Here is a 21316-nt window from a genome sequence, read left to right as displayed (position 1 = left end):
ATCATCCTTTTTTTAACATTTTGAAATATTTCAATTTGAAAAAAATTAAATAAATATCAATATTTTATTTTAAAAATATCTTTTCCTTAATTTATTTAGACGAATTTTAATGAGAAAACCATCGACAATTTCAATAAAAAACAGATGCAATAAAAAACAAGAATCATTATTATTCGCATACAAATTTACACTACTCTTTGTGAGTCACGTATGTCTTTTATCAAATCACGCAAAAAGATTGTTTCAACCGCAATCGCCTCTTCTCTTTCTGTTATTGCAACAGCAGCGATCGCACAAGAAGAAACAACACAACTTCCAACAATTAAAGCACAAGCGACTGCTGAACAAAGTTTAAAAGTAGATGAATCTGCAAATAAAAAATTTGTTGCACCTTTACTAGATACGCCTAAGTCAGTTTCTGTGATCTCAAAACAATTGATCGAGGATACTCAGGTTACAACTTTGAGTGATGCACTTCGTACCGTTCCTGGTATTACTTTGGGTGCAGGTGAAGGTGGTAATCCAAATGGTGACCGTCCTTTCATTCGCGGTTATAACTCTGAAAGCTCTATGTATGTTGACGGTGTACGTAATTCAACTTCACAAAACCGTGAAATGTTCGCTGTAGAACAAGTTGAAGTGACCAAAGGTTCTGCATCTGCTATGGGCGGTGCTGGTACTTCAGGTGGTAGCATCAATATGATTTCTAAAGTTGCTAAAAAAGGTGACTTTTTAGAAGGTTCTGTTGCAGGCGGTACAGATAACTATCAACGTATTACTTTAGATGGTAACAAAGACTTTGGTAACGGCGTTGCAGCACGTGTTGCTGTGATGGGTCACCATAACGAAAAAGCAGGTCAAGATGATGGCGCTGAATACAAACGTGCAGGTATTGCACCAAGTATTACTTTTGGTTTAGATACACCAACTCGTGCGACGTTAAGCTATTATTACTTAAGAACTGACGATACTCCTGATTCAGGTATTCCTTACAACAATCCATTTGCAGCAACCAATGCAAATGCTGGTTTGAACGGAAATGGTAAACCTATTGATGTTAAACAAGGCATCTATTATGGATGGAAAGACCGTGATTTCCAAAAACAAGAAAATCAAGTAGGTACGATCAAATTAGAACATGATTTAACTGATGATTTAACACTTACTAATACGGCAGTATATAACAAGTCTAAAAATGATTACCTCTGGACAAACCCTGATGACTCTAAAGGTAACTTCTACTCTGCTACAGGTGCATTAACAGGCAATGTCTGGGCACGTGCAAACTCCCGTATTGCTGATACAGATACATTTACTGATCAGCTGGCTCTGACAGGTAAATTTAATACAGGCGCACTCAAACACAGCTTCAACTTAGGTGCTGAATATTCAGACCAGGAAACTGATCGTACCCAGTATATTATCAACGGTAAGGACGCTACAGGTACTTCGTATGCTTGTGGTTCAGCAGTGACATCTACAGGTCCTGGATGTGTTAATGTCAATAACCCTGAACGCTATGGTTTCAATGGAACGTTAAGTACTCAAGGCGCTGACCAATACAACATCCAGTCTAAATCCACCTCTGTATATTTCCTGGATAGCATTGAATTTAACCCGCAATGGATCCTTGATCTTGGTGTTCGCTGGGATAAGTTTGAAACAGATCAGGTCATGACTTATGGCGCATTAAACAGTGCTGTGACAGCTGCAAAACCTACAGCTAAAGTAGGTGACAAACTTAAACTGAACAGTGACTCAGACTTTTTCAATTACCAAGCTGGTTTAACATTTAAACCACGCGAAAATGGTTCTGTTTATATCAGCTATGCTACCTCTGCAAATCCTGTCGGTGTAGATGGTGGCGATGGCTCAGAAGGGATCGGTGCGCCAGGTCGTAACACGACAGAAGAACAAGCTCGTGCGATGAACAATTTAAAGCCAGAAGAAGTTAAAACTTATGAAATTGGCACAAAATGGGATGTTCTAAATGATAAGCTAAACTTAACTGCTGCAATTTTCCGTACTGAAAAAGAAAATACCAAAGCAGTTACTACTGATGGATTTACACGTAATATCGGTGAAACTCGTGTAGATGGTCTTGAACTTGGTGCTAATGGCAATATCACTGAAAAATGGGCTGTAAGCGCTGGTTATACCTATTTAGATAGCGAACTTGTTGATGATGGTCCAAAAGAAACAAATGAAGGGAACCAAGTTCAAAACGTTGCTAAAAACTCAGCTACTCTTTGGACGACTTACCAAGTACTTCCACAGTTAAATTTAGGTGTTGGTGCTATTGCAATGGATAAAGTCTATGGCAATGCTGCAAATACTAAATTTGTACCAGGTTATGTCCGTTACGATGCTATGGCACGTTATAACGTAAACAAAAATGTTGATTTACAACTTAACCTAAACAACCTTTCAGACAAACGCTACTTCACTAAAGCATATTCTTCACATTATGCAACAGAAGCTGAAGGTCGTAGTGCAGTATTATCTTTAAACTTTAAATACTAAGTTTTCAATACACTGATCGAACTATAAAATAGCCCCTACTCCTAGGGGCTATTTTTATGCTTGTCTTTAAGTAGTTAAATTTTACCAAATATTAAAAAAATCTCATTATTCATATAGTTAAAGACATGCTTTCATCGTTTTCATTATTGTTTTAATAAATCAAAACTTAAAAATCAAACATAATTTCCAAATATAAATAAGAATAATCACCATTGTTATTGATAAGTATTCTCATTATTATTCGCACCATTGTTACACTATTTAACAAAGTATTCATGAACTCTGCACAATTTTCTCCAGAACTATTGTGCAGTGCTTATGAACATGAATTATCTATTTTAAGGGATTCCAACATGGCACAAATTAAAAGCCGTAAACTCAATAAATCCGCATCATTTATTGCAATCGCTGCATCGTTGCCTTTATTTGTACATGCTGCGCAAACTGATGTTTCTCAGCTACCTACGATAGATGTTAAAGCTGAAAAGACAGAAGAGAATCCTTATAAAGTAGATAAAGTAAGTTCAGCAAAATACACACAGCCTTTGGTTGATACACCTCAAACAGTTTCGATTATTTCAAAAGCAATTATTCAAGAACAAGGTGCAACTTCTTTAGTCGAAGCTTTGCGCAACACACCAGGAATTACCTTACAGCTTGGTGAAAATGGGAATACCAGTGCTGGTGATACGTTCCAAATGCGTGGTTTTTCAACCCAGACCTCTACTTATCTTGATGGTATCCGTGACTTAGGTGCAATCAGCCGTGATGTATTCAACTTAGAACAGATCGAAGTTGTAAAAGGTCCATCAGGTTCTGAAACAGGTCGTGGTTCAGCATCAGGTTATATTAATCTTGTGAGCAAACTCCCCTCTCTGACTAACAGCCGTTCTGTTTCAGCACGTTATAACACCGCAGAAAATGGTCGTTTATCAGCTGACTTAAACCAAGCCATTAATGGAAGTACTGCTGTTCGCCTCAATGTCATGGGACAAGATGGTGGTGTGGAAGGTCGTGATGTCGTAGAAAGTAATAGCTATGCCATCGCACCATCGATCGCCTTTGGTTTAGATACAGATACACGCTTCTATCTATATTCCCAACATGTGCGTCAACGTAATATTCCAGATGGTGGCATCCCTGCCGTTGGGCATAAAGGTTTCTGGAATGCAGACTCTATTTTAGCGACAGCACCAAAAGTAGATTTTGAAAATTATTATGGTAGCAAAAATGATTATGAAGATATTGACTCTAATTTAGTGAGTGCAAAAATCGAAAGTGATTTAGCCAACAATTTAAAGTTTACTAATTTAACACGCCTTGGCAAAACCCAAATGGATCGAGTACTTACAGGGACTGGTGCACTCAATCGCAACAATTCTACAGATCCTTCAAAATGGACACTAACACGTTCAAGACAAGGGGTAGATCAGACCAATAAAATTTTAGCAAACCAGTCAACCTTAAACTGGAATGTTAAAACTGGGGCAATTGAACACAATGTAGTTGCTGGATTAGAACTCTTACAAGAGCAACAAATCACAAAACCGCTGGCTGCTGCAACAGGTACAACGACGACGCCTGCAAATCTTTATAGACCAAATTATAAAACTGACGTATTTGCACCAGTTACACATACAGGTGCAAAAAATGATGGTCAAACGGATACCGCGGCTGTGTTCTTATTTGATACTTTAAAAATGTTAGATAACCGCTTACAGTTTAACACAGGCATTCGTGTTGATTATTACGACACAGATTATGATTCACTCAGCGCAACCAACGTACTCAGTTCTTTTTCTGCTCACGATACTTTAGTCAGTTGGAAATTAGGCGCACTGTTTAAACCAACAGAAAAAAGTAGTGTCTATGCTGCATATGCAAAATCATTGACACCTCCAGGCAGTGCAAACTTTAGCTTATCTGCAACAGGAGCGAATAGTTCAGCAGCGAAGCCGCAAGAAACACATAACTATGAAGTGGGCACAAAGTGGGACTTGCTTAATGACAAATTAGCGGTCAATGCGGCGGCATATTACACTGTCAATGAGAATCAATTTACTCAAGATGCGATCACCCTTGAATCTGTGCAAGAAGGTAAAACTATCGTTAAAGGTGTTGAACTCAGTGCTGTAGGTAAACTAACCGATGCTTGGAACATCTCAGCGGGTATTGCTCACATGAAAACTGAGCAAGAAGATCAAATCAGTGTCAATGCAACAACTGGAGTAGTGACAAAAACTGATAATGTTCGTTGGTCACCTGAATGGACTGCAAGTTTATGGTCTACTTACAAATACAAAGGGTTTAACATCGGTCTAGGTGCTCGATATGTAGATGATCAAAAACGTGTAATCACCGACAGTACAGCTCCAGCAGCAATGCCTTCTATTCCAGGTTATGTGGTTTTTGACGCTCTAGCAGGTTATAGCTTTAAAAATGCCTCAGTGAACTTAAACGTCTATAACCTTGCAGATAAAGAGTACCTCAATACACTGAATAATGGAGGTAGTCGTGTTTCTATTGGACAACCTCGTTCTGCTGCATTATCGGTAAACTACAAGTTCTAAAAGTTCAAATTCTCCTAAATTTACATTTAGTTGAATGTCAAAAAGTAGTACATTCTTAGCGAGTGTACTACTTTATTATTTGTACAAAATATTGTTTCAAAGAGTGATCCAAGCCAATGATGTTACATATTCCAGCAGTATTAACAAAACAACAAGTCGCTGAGTTTCGAGCACAGTTACAAGATGAAAAACTTTGGCTCAATGGCAAATTAAGTGCAGGCTCACAAGCTCAACGGATTAAGAATAATTTACAAGTTGATGTTCATCACGAAGTCTACCAAGAGATCTCAACTCAAGTTTTAAAAGCGCTCAAAAACAATCTTTTGGTACAATCAGCAGGACTGCCTAAACACATTTTACAACCGATGTTAAATTGCTATCAGGACAGTGGAAACTACGGTAATCATGTGGATAATGCAGTGCAATTTTCATCACTCACAGGGCAAATGATTCGTACCGATGTGTCGATGACTGTTTTTTTATCTGATCCTGAAGAATACGAAGGTGGTGAACTGATCGTCGAAGATAACTATGGTTGTCATGAAGTTAAACTCGATGCAGGTGATGCGATCCTCTACCCTGCGACCAGTTTACATCGTGTTGAACCTGTCACTTCAGGAAAACGTATCGCGGCATTTACATGGATGCAAAGCATGGTCAAAGATGATTGGCAACGCACCATGTTGTTTAATCTAGATATGACGATTATCAAACTACGCCAACAGTTAGGTGACAATGAAGAAGTGGTGAGTTTGACTAGCCATTATCATAATTTGCTTCGTCAATGGGGAGATTTATAAACATGGCTGAAGCACAGCAAATCCTCGCACCATTGACACAGATCCCTGCGTATTTACAAACCATTGCGGATTATGAAATTCAAGCACAAAAGCATTTGTCAGAGATGGTATGGCACTATCTACAAGGCGGTGCAATGGATGAACAGAGTGTCAGAAATAATTTACAACAGTTTCAAAACATTCAACTCGTTCCAAGATTGCTCAATGATCTAACGCAAGGTTCAACCGAGATTGAAATCTTTGGACAGAAATTTCAGCATCCGATTTTTCTTGCACCGATTGGACATCAACAACAGTTCCATCCTGATGCAGAAGCAGCCACCGCTTTGGCAGCTGAAGTATTGGGAAGCAATATGGTATTGAGTACCTTTACCAATACCGACATGCGACATTTAAAACAAGAAAATCCTTTGAAATGGTTTCAACTGTATTGGCAAGGTGATCGGGAAAAATCATTGGCTTTGGTTCGACTTGCAGAGCAACAAAATTTTAAAGCGATTGTGATTACAGTGGATTCCCCACATACAGGCATTCGTGATCGTGAGCGTCGTGTGTTTTTCCAACTACCTGAAGGCATGCAACATCCACATACACCTGCACATATTCCCCTACCTGAATTAGAAGCGCATCAACATCCTGTATTTAATGGCTTAATGCAAATTGCACCGAAATGGGCAGACATCGAATTTATCATTGCAAACACAGATTTACCTGTGATTTTAAAAGGCGTACTACATCCGCTTGATGCTAAAAAAGCAGTAGAAATCGGTGTGCAAGGCTTAATCATTTCTAATCACGGCGGGCGTGTTTTAGATACTTCTATTTCACCATTGAAAGCCTTAGAAAGAATCAAAGCTGTTGTCCCTGCTGATTTTCCATTATTACTCGATGGCGGTATCCGTCGTGGAACTGATGTTTTCAAAGCTTTGGCAATGGGTGCTGCTGCGGTCTTGATTGGTCGTCCTGCGATTTACGGCTTGTCCGTCGCAGGGGCTTTAGGTGTGGCACATGTATTGAAAATCTTGAAGGAAGAATTTGAAATTACCATGGCTTTAATGGGAACAGCTACCGTGAAAGAAATTAATAAAGAATATATTTTTCAAGATTAGACTTTTTAAAGGAAATTTTTCTCTCAACTTATATTTTTTGTGCAAATTAAGGAAATTATTTCCAAGATAACTGTTTTAGAATTAATCTCAAGTTAAACCATTTGCAAGTCATCCGTATATAAGCTGCGTTGTATTACCCACGATGAAGCTTATTTAAATTTACAGCATTTTTTGTAAAAACACTTGTAAATTGAACAGATAGACACAATCTATATATGTAGTAAGTTGCATTTATCCCTTGTCTTTACCGAAGCAACGAGCAACAAGAACTACACAAGGAGTTACCTCATGATGTTGGCTGATCCAAGTAAAAAATATCGTCGCATGTACCAACGTGTAGACTTGCCTGACCGTCAATGGCCAAACAACGAAATTAATAAAGCGCCGATTTGGATGAGCACGGATCTTCGTGATGGTAACCAAGCGATTTTTGAACCAATGAACATTGAACAAAAATTCAAAATGTTCCAAATGTTGGTAAAAATCGGCTTTAAACATATTGAAATTGGCTTTCCATCTGCATCACAAGTGGATTTTGATTTCACGCGTAAATTGATCGAAGAAGGTCATATTCCTGATGATGTTTATATCGAAGTTTTGGTTCAAGCACGTGATCATTTGATCGCACGTACTTTTGAATCTTTACAAGGTGCAAAACGCGCGATTGTGCATATCTACAACTCAAACTCGCCAACCTTCCGTCAGAAAGTGTTGAATGTTGATGTTGCAGGTGCAAAACAATTGGCAATCAATGCTGCAACCAAAGTCAAAGAATATGCAGCAAAACAGCCTGAAACAGATTTTATTTTCCAATACAGCCCTGAATGCTTTACTGCAACTGAATTAGAAGTTGCGAAAGATGTGTGTGATGCTGTGACTGAAATTTGGGAAGCATCACCTGAAAATAAAGTGATTTTGAACTTGCCTGCAACGGTTGAAGTTTCAGGCCCGCATGTCTATGCCGACCAAATCGAATGGATGCACCGCAACATCCAACGTCGTGATGGTGTGATCATTTCTGTCCACTGTCATAACGACCGCGGTTGTGGTATCGCTGCATCTGAATTGGCAATCATGGCAGGTGCAGACCGTGTTGAAGGTTGTGTGTTTGGGAATGGTGAACGTACAGGTAACGTGGACGTTGCTGCGATTGCCTTGAACATGTATACCCAAGGTGTGCCATGTGAATTGGATTTCTCAAATATCAATGAAATCATTGCCACTGTTGAAGAATGCACAGGCTTGCCTGTACATCCACGTCATCCGTATGCAGGTGATTTGGTCTTCACAGCATTCTCAGGTTCACACCAAGATGCGATTAAAAAAGGTTTCGAGTTCCAAAAGAACGAAGAAATGTGGGATATGCCTTACTTGCCAATCGACCCACGTGATTTAGGTCGTGACTACGATGCGGTGATTCGTGTCAACTCACAATCAGGTAAAGGCGGTATTGCTTACTTGTTGGAATCTAACTACAACGTGGTGTTACCTCGTCGTTTACAAGTTGAATTCTCTCAAGTGGTTCAACAAGTGGCTGATGATGAAGGTGTGGAAGTGACTGCACAGCAAATTTGGACATTGTTCAAAGATACCTATGTCGCGGCAAAAGATGCCCATTATTCAGCGAAAAACTATCGTTTGTCGGATGAAAATGGCAACCAAGTGATTGAACTTGATGTTGAAGTGAATGGTGAAACTCAGCATTTACGTGGTGAAGGTAACGGTCCAATCTCTGCGATCTTGAATGCACTTCAATTGCCGATTGATGTCTTGAATTATGAAGAACGTAGTATCAGCTCAGGTGCGCATGCAAAAGCTTTGGCATTGATCGAATTACAAGTTCAAGGTAAAGGTAAGTCTGCATTCGGTGCAGGGGTTCATGACAATATCGTCACCTCATCTATTGAAGCGATTATTGCAGCAACCAACCGCTTGATTGATCAAGGTGTACTCAGCACAGACCAAGTGATTGCTGCTGCCGTATAAATCAAGGCGAATGTGCCTGATCGATATAAGCCATATCAATTAAAAGACTTTAGAAAGGATGCCTCTAGTGGTATCCTTTCTTTTATGTATTCATTAGAAATGAGTATTTTCACGAATCAAAGAATGAACAACTTTACAGGCTAAAGTGCTATTAAATCAGGAATAAAAGTTCTTTCTCCTTAAGCGCAATAAAGCATTGCTTTGTTAAAGCGCAAGAGGTCGTTGGAGATGGTTCAGATGAGGGTAAATAATTACCTCTCCCTTACCCTCTCCTAAAAGGAGAGGGAACTTTCTTTGTGAAAGATAGTCAAGTTCAAATGATCAAAACTAGTCGTTTTCCGATCAAAAATTGATTTATGCAAGTTACCTCTTTCTCAAAATTTAAGGCGAACATTTCCTGTGTCTTTTCCAGCTGATTCGGTGGGGATCGTAACCCCACAAAAGTTTGAATTTGAAGAACCTTTAGAACTTGAGTGTGGTCGAATGTTGCCACGCTATGAAATCATGGTGGAAACGTATGGCGAACTGAATGCAGATAAATCCAATGCGATTTTGATTTGTCATGCACTTTCAGGGCATCATCACGCTGCGGGTTATCATCATGAAGATGATAAAAAAGCGGGTTGGTGGGATGCCTGCATCGGACCAGGAAAAGCCATTGATACCTCAAAATTCTTTGTGGTTGCACTGAATAATATTGGTGGTTGTAGCGGTTCTACAGGACCAACTTCTCCAAATCCTGAAAATGAAAATCGTCCTTATGGACCAGATTTTCCACTCGTGACTGTACGTGACTGGGTCAAGACTCAAGCTTTGTTGTCTGATCGTTTAGGTATTGATGTATGGTACTCGATCATTGGTGGATCATTGGGCGGTATGCAAGCTTTACAATGGTCAATTGATTATCCTGACCGTTTAAAAAATTGTGTGATTATTGCTTCTGCGCCAAAACTTTCCGCGCAAAATATTGCCTTTAATGAAGTGGCACGTCAGTCGATTTTATCAGATCCGGACTTTCACAATGGTCGCTATTTAGAACATGATAGTTATCCGAAACGTGGTTTAATTTTGGCACGTATGGTCGGTCATATTACCTACTTGTCTGAAGAAGCGATGAAACAAAAATTTGGTCGTGACTTAAAGTCTGGCAAATTTATGTATGGTTTCGATGTCGAATTCCAAGTTGAAAGTTATTTGCGCTATCAAGGTGAACAATTTAGCCGTAACTTTGATGCCAATACTTATTTAATAATGACCAAAGCCTTGGACTACTTCGATCCTTCTCGTGAATATGAGCAGTCACTCACCAAAGCATTGTCTAATACTAAATGCCGTTTTATGGTAATTTCATTTACCACAGATTGGCGTTTCAGTCCGCAACGCTCACAAGAGATTGTCAATGGATTGATTACCAATCATAAATCTGTCAGTTATTTAGATATTGATGCGGAACAAGGACATGACTCATTCCTGTTCCCTATTCCGTTGTACGTCAAATCCTTACGTGCATTTTTAGGTGGTACTGAACACCTCAATTCAACACCTAAGGAGACTGTGTAATGCGTATTGACCAACAACTTGCCGAAAAATGGATAAATCCTGGTGCAAGTGTGCTCGACTTAGGTTGTGGTGATGGTGAATTATTGTCACAAATGAGCAAAAAACACCAAATTCAGGCCTACGGTTTGGAAATTGATCAAGAAAAGATTGCAATTGCAGTCAGCAAAGGGTTAAATATTATCCAACAAGACTTAAACCTCGGTTTGGGACGCTTTGCCGACCAATCATTTGACTATGTGGTCATGGCACAGGCTTTGCAAGCTGTAGATGCACCCGATGTGCTTCTGCGCGATATGGTGCGTGTGGGGAAACAAGCAATTATTACGTTTCCTAATTTTGCGTATTGGAAAACACGTTCATTCCTTGCTTTGAAAGGGATGATGCCTGTTTCTGATGCCTTACCGTATATGTGGTACAATACACCCAATATCCACCTATGCACCTTTCGTGATTTTGAAGCCCTATGTGCTGAAAATCAGATTCAAATTATTGACCGACTCGCTGTAAATGGGAACCAACAAGGCAGTTTTTTAAGCAAAGCTGTACCGAATTTGTTTGGCGAAGTCGCGATCTATCGAGTGAGCGCTATATGAAAAAATTATTATTAGGCAGTACATTATTTTTTGGGCTGCTCAGTATTCAAGCCCATGCGGACTATGTCCCACAACAACAGCAATCTGTTTCACAAATGGCTGCGCAATATGCGCACATGGATGTTAACTCTTTGCAAAAAGCAGCGAAAGCTGGACAACCTGCAGCTCAATTCTATTTAGCTGCACATTACCAAGCTGGTAGTGGTGGTGTTTCTAAAGATTTAAAACAAGCTTTTACTTGGTTTAAAGCTGCAGCTGATCAAGGTATTTCATCGGCTCAATTGAATGTGGGTCGTATGTACGCAGATGGTCTAGGTGTTTCTAAAAGCGAAACCTCTGCTCGTCAATACTTTGAAAAAGCGGCAAGCCACGGCGATAATCGTGCCAGCTTTAACTTAGCGGTGATGGAAGAGCAAAAGAAAAACTACATGGGTGCTTACCAGTGGTATGAGCTTTCAACACGTGACGGTATGTTAGACAATAAAGTCATTAACATGTCTCAAACTAAGAAAACAGCGTTGGCTGCTAACTTAACGCAAGATCAAATCCGTACTGCAACTCAACGTGCAGATCAATGGATTCAAGCGCAGTAAGTTCAAGTTTAAAAATAGAAAGCACCGCAAGGTGCTTTTTTATTGTTCTTTAGAATATCTGATAATAATTACAACAAATATTTCGACATCTCTTTTCGCACTCTAATCATTGAAAATTCAGCATTTGCATTTTTAGAGTAGAACACTCAGATCAAAGCCATATTTTTACACAATAAGAACTGTAATGATGAACTCAATATTTAAATAAAAATACGGAAGTTAGAATGAAATCAGTTGTCTGCCAAAATGCTGAATTAACCATAGAACACCTCGCAGAACTTAAGCCCTCCAAAGGACAAGTACTACTTGAAGTCGTCCGTTGTGGAATCTGTGGCAGTGATTTACACATGCAACATAATTGTGACCATATGCATAATCTTGCTGCAAAAGTTGGCTTTCAAGGCTTGGCTAAAAACTCAGATAAATTTGTCATGGGACATGAATTTTGCGGAAAAATCATGGATTATGGACCAAAGACACGCAAAAAGTTCAAAACAGATACTCTCGTCTGTGCCATGCCTTTATTACAGTTCGATGATTTAGGCTATCAATCCACGGGATTGTCACCAAATGCATCAGGTGGTTATGCGGAACAAGTATTAGCGCAATCTAGTCTGATGTTTGAAGTACCAAATGGTTTAGATGCTGACAGTGCTGCCATGACTGAACCGATGGCGGTTGCTTTGCATGCCGTTCGACGTAGCCGAATCAAAAATAGTGAGCCTGCAATTGTTATTGGTTGTGGTCCTGTAGGGCTCGGTATTATCTTAATGCTCAAAGCAGCAGGCGTGAAAAAAGTCATTGCCAGTGACTTCTCTGCCAATCGTCGTAAACTGGCTGAACGTTGTGGTGCAGATGTGGTGATTGACCCTGCAAAGAACTCCCCTTTTGAAAACTGGAAAGAACTCGGTTTATTGGGTAATGCTGCCGATGCGCTCAATTATGGTTTAGGTATTTTCGATAAAATTCAGGCGACAGGCATGCCATGGTGGCATGCTTGGAGAGTTGCAGATAAATTAGGTGCACTACCAAAACGTGCAGTGATTTTTGAATGTGTCGGTGTACCTGGAATTTTGCAACATATCATTGACGGCGCACCATTATTTTCAAAAATCATTGGTGTAGGTGTTTGTATGCAAAGCGATCGTATTGAGCCTGCTTTGGCGATTAATAAAGAAATCGAAATGCAATTTGTACTAGGTTATACGCCTTTAGAATTTCGTGACGCTTTACATATGATTGCAGAAGGCAAAATTGATTGCTCACCACTGATTACAGGCATCGTGGGTTTAGATGGCGTGATTAATGCTTTTTCTGCACTACGTGATCCTGAGTTACATGCAAAAATTCTGGTTGACCCAAAGAAACCTGGTTCTGATATTTCAATGAAATAATTTAAAGAAGCCCTAATCTGCCATACTTTATTTAAACCAATTCGATTTAAAAACAAGTATGGCTTTTGATTTGAAAATGAACTTTCTAAACTGATCTTCATCAATCAGGATAATATTTCTATTTTTCAAATTATACTCAGAATCCGTTAAACTACTCCTCACGATTCAAACTCAGAGCAATTGAAATGTCTGCACAAGATTGGTTATCCCAAGGAACACTCGTACTCGCAAGTAATAATAAAGGTAAAATTGCTGAATTTGAAAAAATGTTTGCTGAGTTAAAACTACCTGTTGAAGTGATTCCTCAAGGAAAACTCAATATCGAAGATGCAATTGAAGATGGTTTAAGCTTTATTGAAAATGCCATTATCAAAGCACGTCATGCTTCTAAAATTTCAGGAAAACCTGCGATTGCTGATGACTCAGGTATTTGTGTACCTGTTTTAGGTGGCGCACCTGGCATCTATTCCGCACGTTATGCAGGTGAACACGGTGATGATGCTGCAAATAATGCAAAACTGCTGGAAAACCTAAAACCTTTACGTAAAAGTGATCAACCAATTCAAGGCTTGTTCGTTTGTGTATTGGCTTTGGTACAACATGCCGAAGATCCATTACCACAAATTTTCCAAGGCATTTGGCAAGGTGAAGTTTTAGAACAAGCCCGTGGTGAAAATGGTTTTGGTTACGATCCTTTATTCTGGTTACCTGAACTCAACATTTCGAGTGCTGAAATGAGTAAAGATGAAAAGAATAAAATCAGCCATCGTGGACAAGCAATGCAATTATTTAAAGCAAGTTTAGAAAAATAAGTCCCTATAGGCCCCCCTCCTTTTCAAAGGTGAGGGACATGTTCCGCAAGGGTGAATTCAAACCTATGATAAGAAAGAATTTATATCATTTAGCTGATGTTACACAGGTTGATTATGGGACAGTTCTACATTTTTAATGTATGAGGGCTGATTATCATCAATGAAATTGCAAAAGTACTTGTGATTGTGATTTCAAATCAGTGGTGCTATCGCGTTAGGCGACAGGGATGTCGCCGTTGGACATAAGGAATATATTCCGAAGACAGGAGATCTTGCGAAGCTTGGCTTCTCATGTCCAACAAAGGATTTTGGTTACTTTGATCCTTCAAAGTAACAATCGCCTGCACAAAGTAATTCAAACTTTGCAAGGCAGATGGGGCTGTACTAGCTTAAGAATATTGATATATAGTAAAAAATTGAACATTTTCAGTTTTAGACATAGTTTAAATGCGTAACATCAGTTATTTAAGTCATTTACAATAAATGCACCACCACGCCATAAATCACACAAACCACCACACTCACAATCGTTCCAGAAGCAATATATTTGGCTGAAACACCTGTGCCTTGATAATGTGTTTCTAACGCCACAATATTAGCAGCTGGAGGCAAACAAAATAATAAAAACATCACACCAATATAGGTATTGATATTCGGAAGTGGGAGTAGAAAATAAGCCATGCCACACAAAATCAAACCACACAGCATTTTCAATACAGCAAGTTTGGCACTGGTTTGTATGTCCGCCCAATGTACTTTGGTTTTTCTTAGCCACATGCCCAAAACACACATGCCTGCAAAACTCATGCTCCATTTCGCCAAAGTGTAAATCCATTCAACAATCAGGTTATTTTGAAAATGTTGTACATCAAAACAGCGTAAAACACCTGCAAGAATCAAGGCAATTACAGGCGGAGATTGCAACATTTTTTTTAATAAATATAACTTTGGCTGCGGTTCAGAACTGACCGAGGTCACAGCCCATGAATTACCAAAAATAGATACGCCGATATAGAGTGGAATCATTGCCATACTGTGTTCTGTTCCAAAAATCGCGATCGCAATTGGAAAGCCCAACCACGCCATATTGGTATAGCTAAAACACAATGAAGCCAAGCGATCTTTTGACAGTTGCAGAAAGACAAAGAACAGAATAAAGCATGAGAAAAAAGCAAATAAAATTAAAGTGATGCTACCCGATTTATAAAACACCATATTGTAAATAATCACAATCGGGATAAAAATTCGAGCCAGCAATAAGGACAATAATGGCTTTAATTCTGCCGAAAACTTGCTACTTGCCAGTATCAAACCACACATAAATGATAAAACTGGAAATAACAACGCCATGATCCTACACCTGATTCTCAAATCATGACTATAGTACCACTTTAAAAATTGATGCATTTAAGCAATTGGAAAAATTAACCAGAAGTCCCCTGTCTTTAAATTGAAATATTAATGTCACCTTTTTGTCATGCAGAACTGTTGTTATAGCTGTTAATAAAATAGGAGTTAAAACTATGGCTGGCTTATCAATTTGGCATGTACTGATTTTTGCTATTGTGGTGATTTTGCTTTTCGGTACATCTAAACTCAAAAACCTTGGTAAAGATGTTGGTGGTGCAGTTAAAGACTTTAAAAAATCAATCAAAGAAGATGAAGCAACGACCACATCTGCAACTGAAGCACGTACGATTGAGCATCAAACCACTCATACTGATGTGAACTCTACGGTAAAACACTAATCGGTGAGGCGTAGATCATGTTAGATGTAGGATTTTCAGAACTTTTAGTTTTCGGCATCATTGCCCTGTTGGTGCTTGGTCCTGAGAAACTCCCTGAAGCTGCACGATTTGCTGCAAAGTGGTATAGCAAATTTAAACGTGCAATCAGCAATGTTCAAAATGACATTGATCGTGAATTACGTCTTTCTGAGTTTAGAGAGCAGATGCAACAAGAGATGCAGCGCATTCAAGAGCTTGAAAAGAAAATGGAAGCTCAAATGCAAGAATTACAACAACAAAAAATCTTGGCAGAACAAGAAACATCTTTAGAATCAAAAACATTTAATAAGTCAATAAACTACTATAAAACAGATGTTTCCATGCCATTGATTTACCAATCAAAAAACTGGTTTGAACTTCAAAACTGTAGCCAACCAACTCTTCGAATCGTGCCAATAGAAACAAATACACCTGAACTTAAGGTAGCTGTATGACCGAATCTTTATTACCTCAAGTACAAACGGATCCATCGAGTGATACCCCTCAACTAGAAGCAATGCCGATTACTCAGCATTTGGTTGCATTGAGAAGGCATTTATTTAAAATCGTCGGTGTCTTGATTGCGGTATTTTTTTGTTTATTACCCTTCGCCAATAAAACCTACATTACTTTATCAGAACCACTTAGAAAACAACTCCCTGCAAATTCAACCATGATTGCCACGGATGTAACAGCAACATTCATGGCACCTTTTAAGTTAAACTTTTTCATTGCACTGATGATCGCAATGCCTTTTATCATTTATCAGTTATGGGCATTCATCAAACCTGCGCTGTACGAGAAAGAAAAAAATCTGGCTTTTCCTTTGTTATTTGGCAGTATTATCTTATTTTACGCAGGCGTTGCATTTGCTTACTTTATTGCACTCCCCTCTATACTGCATTTTTTTATCAGTGTTTCGCCTGAAACTGTTGCACCAATGACTGATATTAATAGCTACCTCAGTTTTTGTTTAAAACTATTTTTGGTCTTTGGTTTGACCTTTGAAATTCCGATTATTACATTAGTTCTTATTTTAATCGGTTTAGTGAGCACTAAAACCCTAGCAGAGAAACGTCGTTTCATTGTCGTTGGCTGTTTCTTCGTATCAATGTTTATTACACCACCAGATGCAATTTCAATGATCATGCTCGCAGTTCCGATGTGGATGTTGTTTGAAATCGGTTTATTACTCGGCAAAATCATTGAAAAAGGCAAACCAATCGAAGCTTAAATATCCTAACAATAATATCAATTACAACTTTAAAGTTTCAGCAGTGGCTTGGGTCTTAAGCCACTGCTTTTTTTAGATAATATATTTACTGAATCAATTCTATGGTTTAATTTCATGTTAATTTCTTGACTATTTCCCTTACCTCTTCAACATTTCTTAATGACAGAACAAACCCTATCACATTGATATTTATAACGATTAGAAGCAATTAAATTTTAAATAAAAATCATTAAAAACTTAAAATATTCTTAAAATTTAATTAAATCTAAATATAACAGTAAGAAAGCTTACATATAACTCAGTTAAGGTCTAGCCCATAAATTATTTATTTTTCAAACACTTTAGCCAAAGGGAATCGTATGACAGACCTCACGCCATATCATGAAGATCAAGAGTTAGATAACAATAATTCGAATAACACTCATTTTCGTGACATTTTAGAGCAACATATTTCACGTCGTAGCTTAATCACAAAAACAGCAAGTGGAGCAGCAGCACTTGCTCTTGCATCGAGTCTCACAGGTTGCAATGACGATAACGATACGATTAGTCATGTCACTCCACCAACACCTATTGACCCTATCAAAAAGCCTGAAAAACTAACATTCACTCCTGTAGCCAAAAACTTGAATGATATTGTCACCGTTCCAGAAGGCTACGAAGCAAATGTACTCTATGCATTAGGTGACTCAATCAACCCGAGTTATGCAGAATGGGATGATAATAATGTTCCATCAGGCCCGAGCTTCCAGTTCCGCTCAGGTGACTGTCACGATGGTATGAGCTACTTCGGACTCAATGCTTCATCATTGAAATATGATGCTAAAGCGTCTGAACGTGGCTTATTGGTCATGAACCATGAATATATCAACCAAACATTCTTACACCCTAAGGGTGCAACCAAAGTTGATGGTCGTCGCCCTGAAGATGAAGTCATTCGTGAAATGAACGCTCATGGTGTTTCTGTAATTGAGTTGAAAAAAAATAGCTCAACACAGAAAGTCGAAGTCGTTAAAAACTCATTATTAAATCGTCGTATTACAGCATCTACAGTGATGGATTTTGCAGGGGTTGTTGCAGGTTCGGACTTAGTTAAAACTCAGTATTCACCAACTGCAAAACAAACCCGTGGCACACATAATAACTGTGGTAATGGTTATACACCTTGGGGAACATATTTAACCACTGAAGAAAACTTCATTGGCTATTTCGTGCGTAACAAAGGTGATGATGCGAAACGTACACCTGCCGAGATCGTGGCATTAAATCGCTATGGTTTAAAAGATGGTGCAAGTTCACGCTATGGTTGGGAAACAGCAGTAGGTACAATAGAACGCCAAGACCTCTATGATCGTTGGAACTCATCAATTACAGCGGACACAGCAGACAAAGACTTCCGCAACAGTGCCAATACCTTTGGTTGGATTGTTGAAATTGACCCATTTGACAGTCGTTCAAATCCTGTAAAACGTACTTCTTTAGGCCGCTTTGCACATGAAGACTGCCGTGCGAGCCGCTTAATTGAAGGTGAAAACCTTGCGTTCTACATGGGAGATGACTCACGTGGAGAATACATCTATAAATTTGTATCTGATGCAAAATGGGATGCCAAAGATGTCAACGGCGGTTACAAAGCGGGTGACAAATATATGAACTCAGGCAAACTTTATGTTGCTCAGTTCAATAACGATGGTACAGGCAAATGGATCGAACTGGCTTATGGTAAAAATGGTTTGAATGAATCTAATGCTGTATACCCTTTCAAATCACAAGCTGAGATCACTACATTTGCACGTTTGGCAGGTGATGCAGTTAAAGCAACCAAAATGGATCGTCCTGAATGGGTTGCAGTAAACCCTGAAAATGGCGAAGTCTATGTGACGTTGACCAACAACTCAAACCGTGGCACAACGCACGCGCTTGATGCAGCAAACCCACGTAACTATAGCGATCCTGAAGGTGGTAAAGGCAATGTGAATGGTCACATTATCCGTTTCCATGAAAAAGACAATAAAACCACTGCTGAAAGCTTCACTTGGGACATCTATCTCTTTGGTGCAGAAGCAAAAATGGCGAGCAACATTAACCTTTCGGGCTTAAATGATAATAATGACTTGTCATCACCAGATGGTATGTGGTTTGACCCACGCGGTGTACTTTGGATTCAAACAGATGACGGCGCATATACAGATACTACTAACTGTATGATGCTCGCAGCCTTGCCTGGTGTCGTTGGTGATGGTGCAAAAGCAACAACATCAGCGGGTCAAGAAACCATTGTGGGTAAGAAAATTACCGATGAGAACTTACGTCGTTTCCTAACAGGACCTAAGCAATGTGAAATCACAGGTGTCACCATGACACCAGATTACAAAGCCATTTTCATCAATGTTCAGCACCCAGGTGAAGACTCGAAAGGTTATGACAAACCAGATAGTAACTGGCCAGCATCGCAAAAAGATGCAAGCAACAAAACTGCTCGTCCTCGTTCAGCGACTGTCGTCATTACGCGTAAAGATGGTGGCGTGATCGCGGGTTAATGACCCATTTACTTTAAAAAACTGTTTCAAATCCATACATGTCTAGGCATGTATGGATTTTTTAGTTTTGAATATCGCGCTGTATATTGACTAAATCACCAGAATATTCACCTTGTTGTGTCTTCTCGATCCAATCAATTTGGGAATGCCCAATCCTCAAAAAATTTGAGCAACGTGTGCCATAAATCGGGCTTTGGATAAAGGTTGAGGACAATAATTCTTCCATCTCTGTATTAATCCCAGTGTTGGGTAATAAGTCTGGAATGATTTTGCGTTCATCTTCCAAAATATCCCACACAGCATTTTGAAGATCTTGTTGAGGAATACTTGATAATTGCATCATCGGTAAAAATTCTTGGGTAAAGCGTTTACGTAAATGCTTGGTCTTTTCCCAGTCGTCAGTCATCAAACCATTGGAAACGACAAATACCCCTTTGGCTAAAACTTGCGGTGCTTCACCACGATTACTCATATAGACCGCTTGTTGTTGATCTCCAACGAATAAATTAAAGCCTGCGTAATCACACTGTTTTGTTTCAAGTTCCTGCGCAAAGCGAATCGGGGTTTGATCAGACTCTAAAAAATCCTGTATTAATTGACCGCGTGTGGTTGGATAGGTCTGTTTATCCTGACCATCTCGGAAGTTGGTGACAATTGCCCAGCGACCTTGTTGTGTCACACCCATCCACGTACCACCAGATTGTAAGTCTTGCCCTGCGATAATCGGAGAATCTGACCAAGCATGTAATTGAGAGCTTGGACGGTGATAAAACTCATCGCGATTTGAAATTAAACATAAGGGCACATCATCTAAAACTTGCCATGCCAACGCCACAATACACATAAAACACATTCCATGAACTTTACACATTGAATGTACAACATTTTTAATATGTTTCAGCTAAAATCTGTGCAAAATATAATTTCAAAGGATTAGGAATGCTGACCTACCCGAATATTGACCCTGTAGCACTCGAACTGGGTCCACTCAAAGTTCATTGGTATGGACTGATGTATCTTCTCGCATTTCTCTGTGCGTGGGGACTCGCGACTTATCGTGCCAAAAAGCGTGACAACTGGAACTCTGAAATGGTTTCTGATCTCGTGTTCTATGGTGCATTAGGCGTGGTACTTGGTGGTCGTATCGGTTATGTACTGTTTTATGAGTTTGGAAAATTCCTAGCAGATCCAATTTGGCTCTTTAAAGTTTGGACTGGTGGCATGAGTTTTCATGGCGGTTTTCTCGGTGTGATGATTGCCATGTTACTCTGGTGCCATAAGTATAAAAAAACATGGTTTGAAACTTTAGACTTTATTGCCCCATGTGTACCCACAGGTCTAATGTTTGGGCGAATTGGTAACTTCATTGGTGGCGAACTGTATGGTCGCCAAGTCACTGACCCTAACTTTGCCTTAGGCATGATCTTCCCAACTGATCCATTACATCTCGTACGCCACCCATCACAAATCTATCAAGCTTTATGTGAAGGTTTGTTACTGTTCATCATTTTATGGTTCTACAGTGCTAAACCTCGTCCGCGTTACGCGGTATCTGCTGTGTTCTTGATGGGCTATGGTTGCGCACGCTTCTTTATGGAATTCTTCCGTGAACCTGATGCAGATCAAGGCTATATCTTGTTCGGCTGGATGACCAAAGGACAAATTCTATCATTCCCAATGATTCTGATTGGCTTATGGATGATTTGGTACGCTTATCAAAAGAAAATCTTTGACTGGGGCCCACAAAGAAATACTTAAGAAAAGCAACATGAAGCAATACAAGGTGAAGCAGTGACTTCACCTTTTTTATGTTAAATTATCAGCATCTCCATAGTT

General features: G+C 39.3%; 17 protein-coding genes. 15 read left to right on the top strand and 2 right to left on the bottom strand.

The features are described from left to right. Positions 1 to 210 precede the first annotated feature (210 nt). From BEN71_RS03445 to rdgB, 10 genes are all read left to right on the top strand, one after another. A complete protein-coding gene (locus BEN71_RS03445; protein ID WP_068973063.1) occupies positions 211 to 2523 on the top strand; it encodes a TonB-dependent receptor in 2313 nt (770 codons plus the stop codon). Positions 2524 to 2876: 353 nt separating this feature from the next. Continuing rightward, complete coding sequence (locus BEN71_RS03440; protein WP_068973062.1) at positions 2877 to 5093, top strand: TonB-dependent siderophore receptor; 2217 nt, start codon at positions 2877 to 2879, stop codon at positions 5091 to 5093. Between the two features lie 116 nt (positions 5094 to 5209). Then, entirely contained in the window at positions 5210 to 5893 is a 684-nt protein-coding gene (locus BEN71_RS03435) for a Fe2+-dependent dioxygenase (RefSeq protein WP_068973061.1), read from the top strand. Between the two features lie 2 nt (positions 5894 to 5895). After that, positions 5896 to 7002: an alpha-hydroxy acid oxidase gene (locus BEN71_RS03430; protein ID WP_068973060.1), complete on the top strand. Its 1107-nt coding sequence runs from the start codon at positions 5896 to 5898 to the stop codon at positions 7000 to 7002. Positions 7003 to 7290: 288 nt separating this feature from the next. After that, on the top strand, positions 7291 to 8988 hold the full coding sequence (gene leuA / locus BEN71_RS03425; RefSeq protein WP_068973059.1) for a 2-isopropylmalate synthase: 1698 nt from the start codon (positions 7291 to 7293) through the stop codon (positions 8986 to 8988). Between the two features lie 399 nt (positions 8989 to 9387). Then, positions 9388 to 10548 (top strand): homoserine O-succinyltransferase MetX, encoded by a 1161-nt coding sequence (gene metX, locus BEN71_RS03420; RefSeq protein ID WP_068973058.1) that lies wholly within the window; start codon positions 9388 to 9390, stop codon positions 10546 to 10548. Next, a complete protein-coding gene (gene metW / locus BEN71_RS03415) occupies positions 10548 to 11141 on the top strand; it encodes a methionine biosynthesis protein MetW (RefSeq protein WP_068973057.1) in 594 nt (197 codons plus the stop codon). The genes metX and metW overlap by 1 nt, the downstream gene beginning before the upstream one ends. Further along, entirely contained in the window at positions 11138 to 11734 is a 597-nt protein-coding gene (locus BEN71_RS03410; protein WP_068973056.1) for a tetratricopeptide repeat protein, read from the top strand. The genes metW and BEN71_RS03410 overlap by 4 nt, the downstream gene beginning before the upstream one ends. A gap of 224 nt (positions 11735 to 11958) precedes the next feature. After that, positions 11959 to 13128, top strand: coding sequence for a zinc-binding dehydrogenase (locus BEN71_RS03405; protein ID WP_068973055.1), 1170 nt, complete (start codon positions 11959 to 11961; stop codon positions 13126 to 13128). Positions 13129 to 13313: 185 nt separating this feature from the next. After that, positions 13314 to 13940, top strand: a complete 627-nt coding sequence (gene rdgB / locus BEN71_RS03400) for an RdgB/HAM1 family non-canonical purine NTP pyrophosphatase (protein ID WP_068973054.1) — start codon at positions 13314 to 13316, stop codon at positions 13938 to 13940. A gap of 474 nt (positions 13941 to 14414) precedes the next feature. Here the strand turns inward: rdgB and BEN71_RS03395 are convergent, their stop codons facing one another. Next, positions 14415 to 15290 (bottom strand): AEC family transporter, encoded by an 876-nt coding sequence (locus BEN71_RS03395; protein ID WP_068973053.1) that lies wholly within the window; start codon positions 15288 to 15290, stop codon positions 14415 to 14417. Positions 15291 to 15463: 173 nt separating this feature from the next. Between BEN71_RS03395 and tatA the strand changes: the two genes are divergently transcribed. The 4 genes from tatA (at position 15464) to BEN71_RS03375 (ending at position 19480) form a co-directional block, all read left to right on the top strand. Further along, positions 15464 to 15688: a Sec-independent protein translocase subunit TatA gene (gene tatA / locus BEN71_RS03390; protein WP_068973052.1), complete on the top strand. Its 225-nt coding sequence runs from the start codon at positions 15464 to 15466 to the stop codon at positions 15686 to 15688. Between the two features lie 17 nt (positions 15689 to 15705). Further along, a complete protein-coding gene (gene tatB, locus BEN71_RS03385) occupies positions 15706 to 16161 on the top strand; it encodes a Sec-independent protein translocase protein TatB (protein WP_068973051.1) in 456 nt (151 codons plus the stop codon). Then, a complete protein-coding gene (gene tatC / locus BEN71_RS03380; RefSeq protein ID WP_068973050.1) occupies positions 16158 to 16940 on the top strand; it encodes a twin-arginine translocase subunit TatC in 783 nt (260 codons plus the stop codon). Before tatB ends, tatC begins: the two co-directional genes overlap by 4 nt. A gap of 359 nt (positions 16941 to 17299) precedes the next feature. Next, positions 17300 to 19480 (top strand): PhoX family protein, encoded by a 2181-nt coding sequence (locus tag BEN71_RS03375; protein ID WP_068973049.1) that lies wholly within the window; start codon positions 17300 to 17302, stop codon positions 19478 to 19480. Between the two features lie 61 nt (positions 19481 to 19541). Here the strand turns inward: BEN71_RS03375 and BEN71_RS03370 are convergent, their stop codons facing one another. After that, on the bottom strand, positions 19542 to 20324 hold the full coding sequence (locus tag BEN71_RS03370; RefSeq protein WP_068973048.1) for an NRDE family protein: 783 nt from the start codon (positions 20322 to 20324) through the stop codon (positions 19542 to 19544). A 95-nt stretch (positions 20325 to 20419) separates the two neighbouring features. On the opposite strand from BEN71_RS03370, the gene lgt reads away from it, so the two are divergent. Then, positions 20420 to 21238, top strand: coding sequence for a prolipoprotein diacylglyceryl transferase (gene lgt, locus BEN71_RS03365; RefSeq protein ID WP_068973047.1), 819 nt, complete (start codon positions 20420 to 20422; stop codon positions 21236 to 21238). Positions 21239 to 21316: the final 78 nt, after the last annotated feature.

This window comes from Acinetobacter wuhouensis (assembly GCF_001696605.3).
GTDB classification, from domain to species: domain Bacteria; phylum Pseudomonadota; class Gammaproteobacteria; order Pseudomonadales; family Moraxellaceae; genus Acinetobacter; species Acinetobacter wuhouensis.
This window is presented reverse-complemented; position numbering and strand designations above follow the sequence as displayed.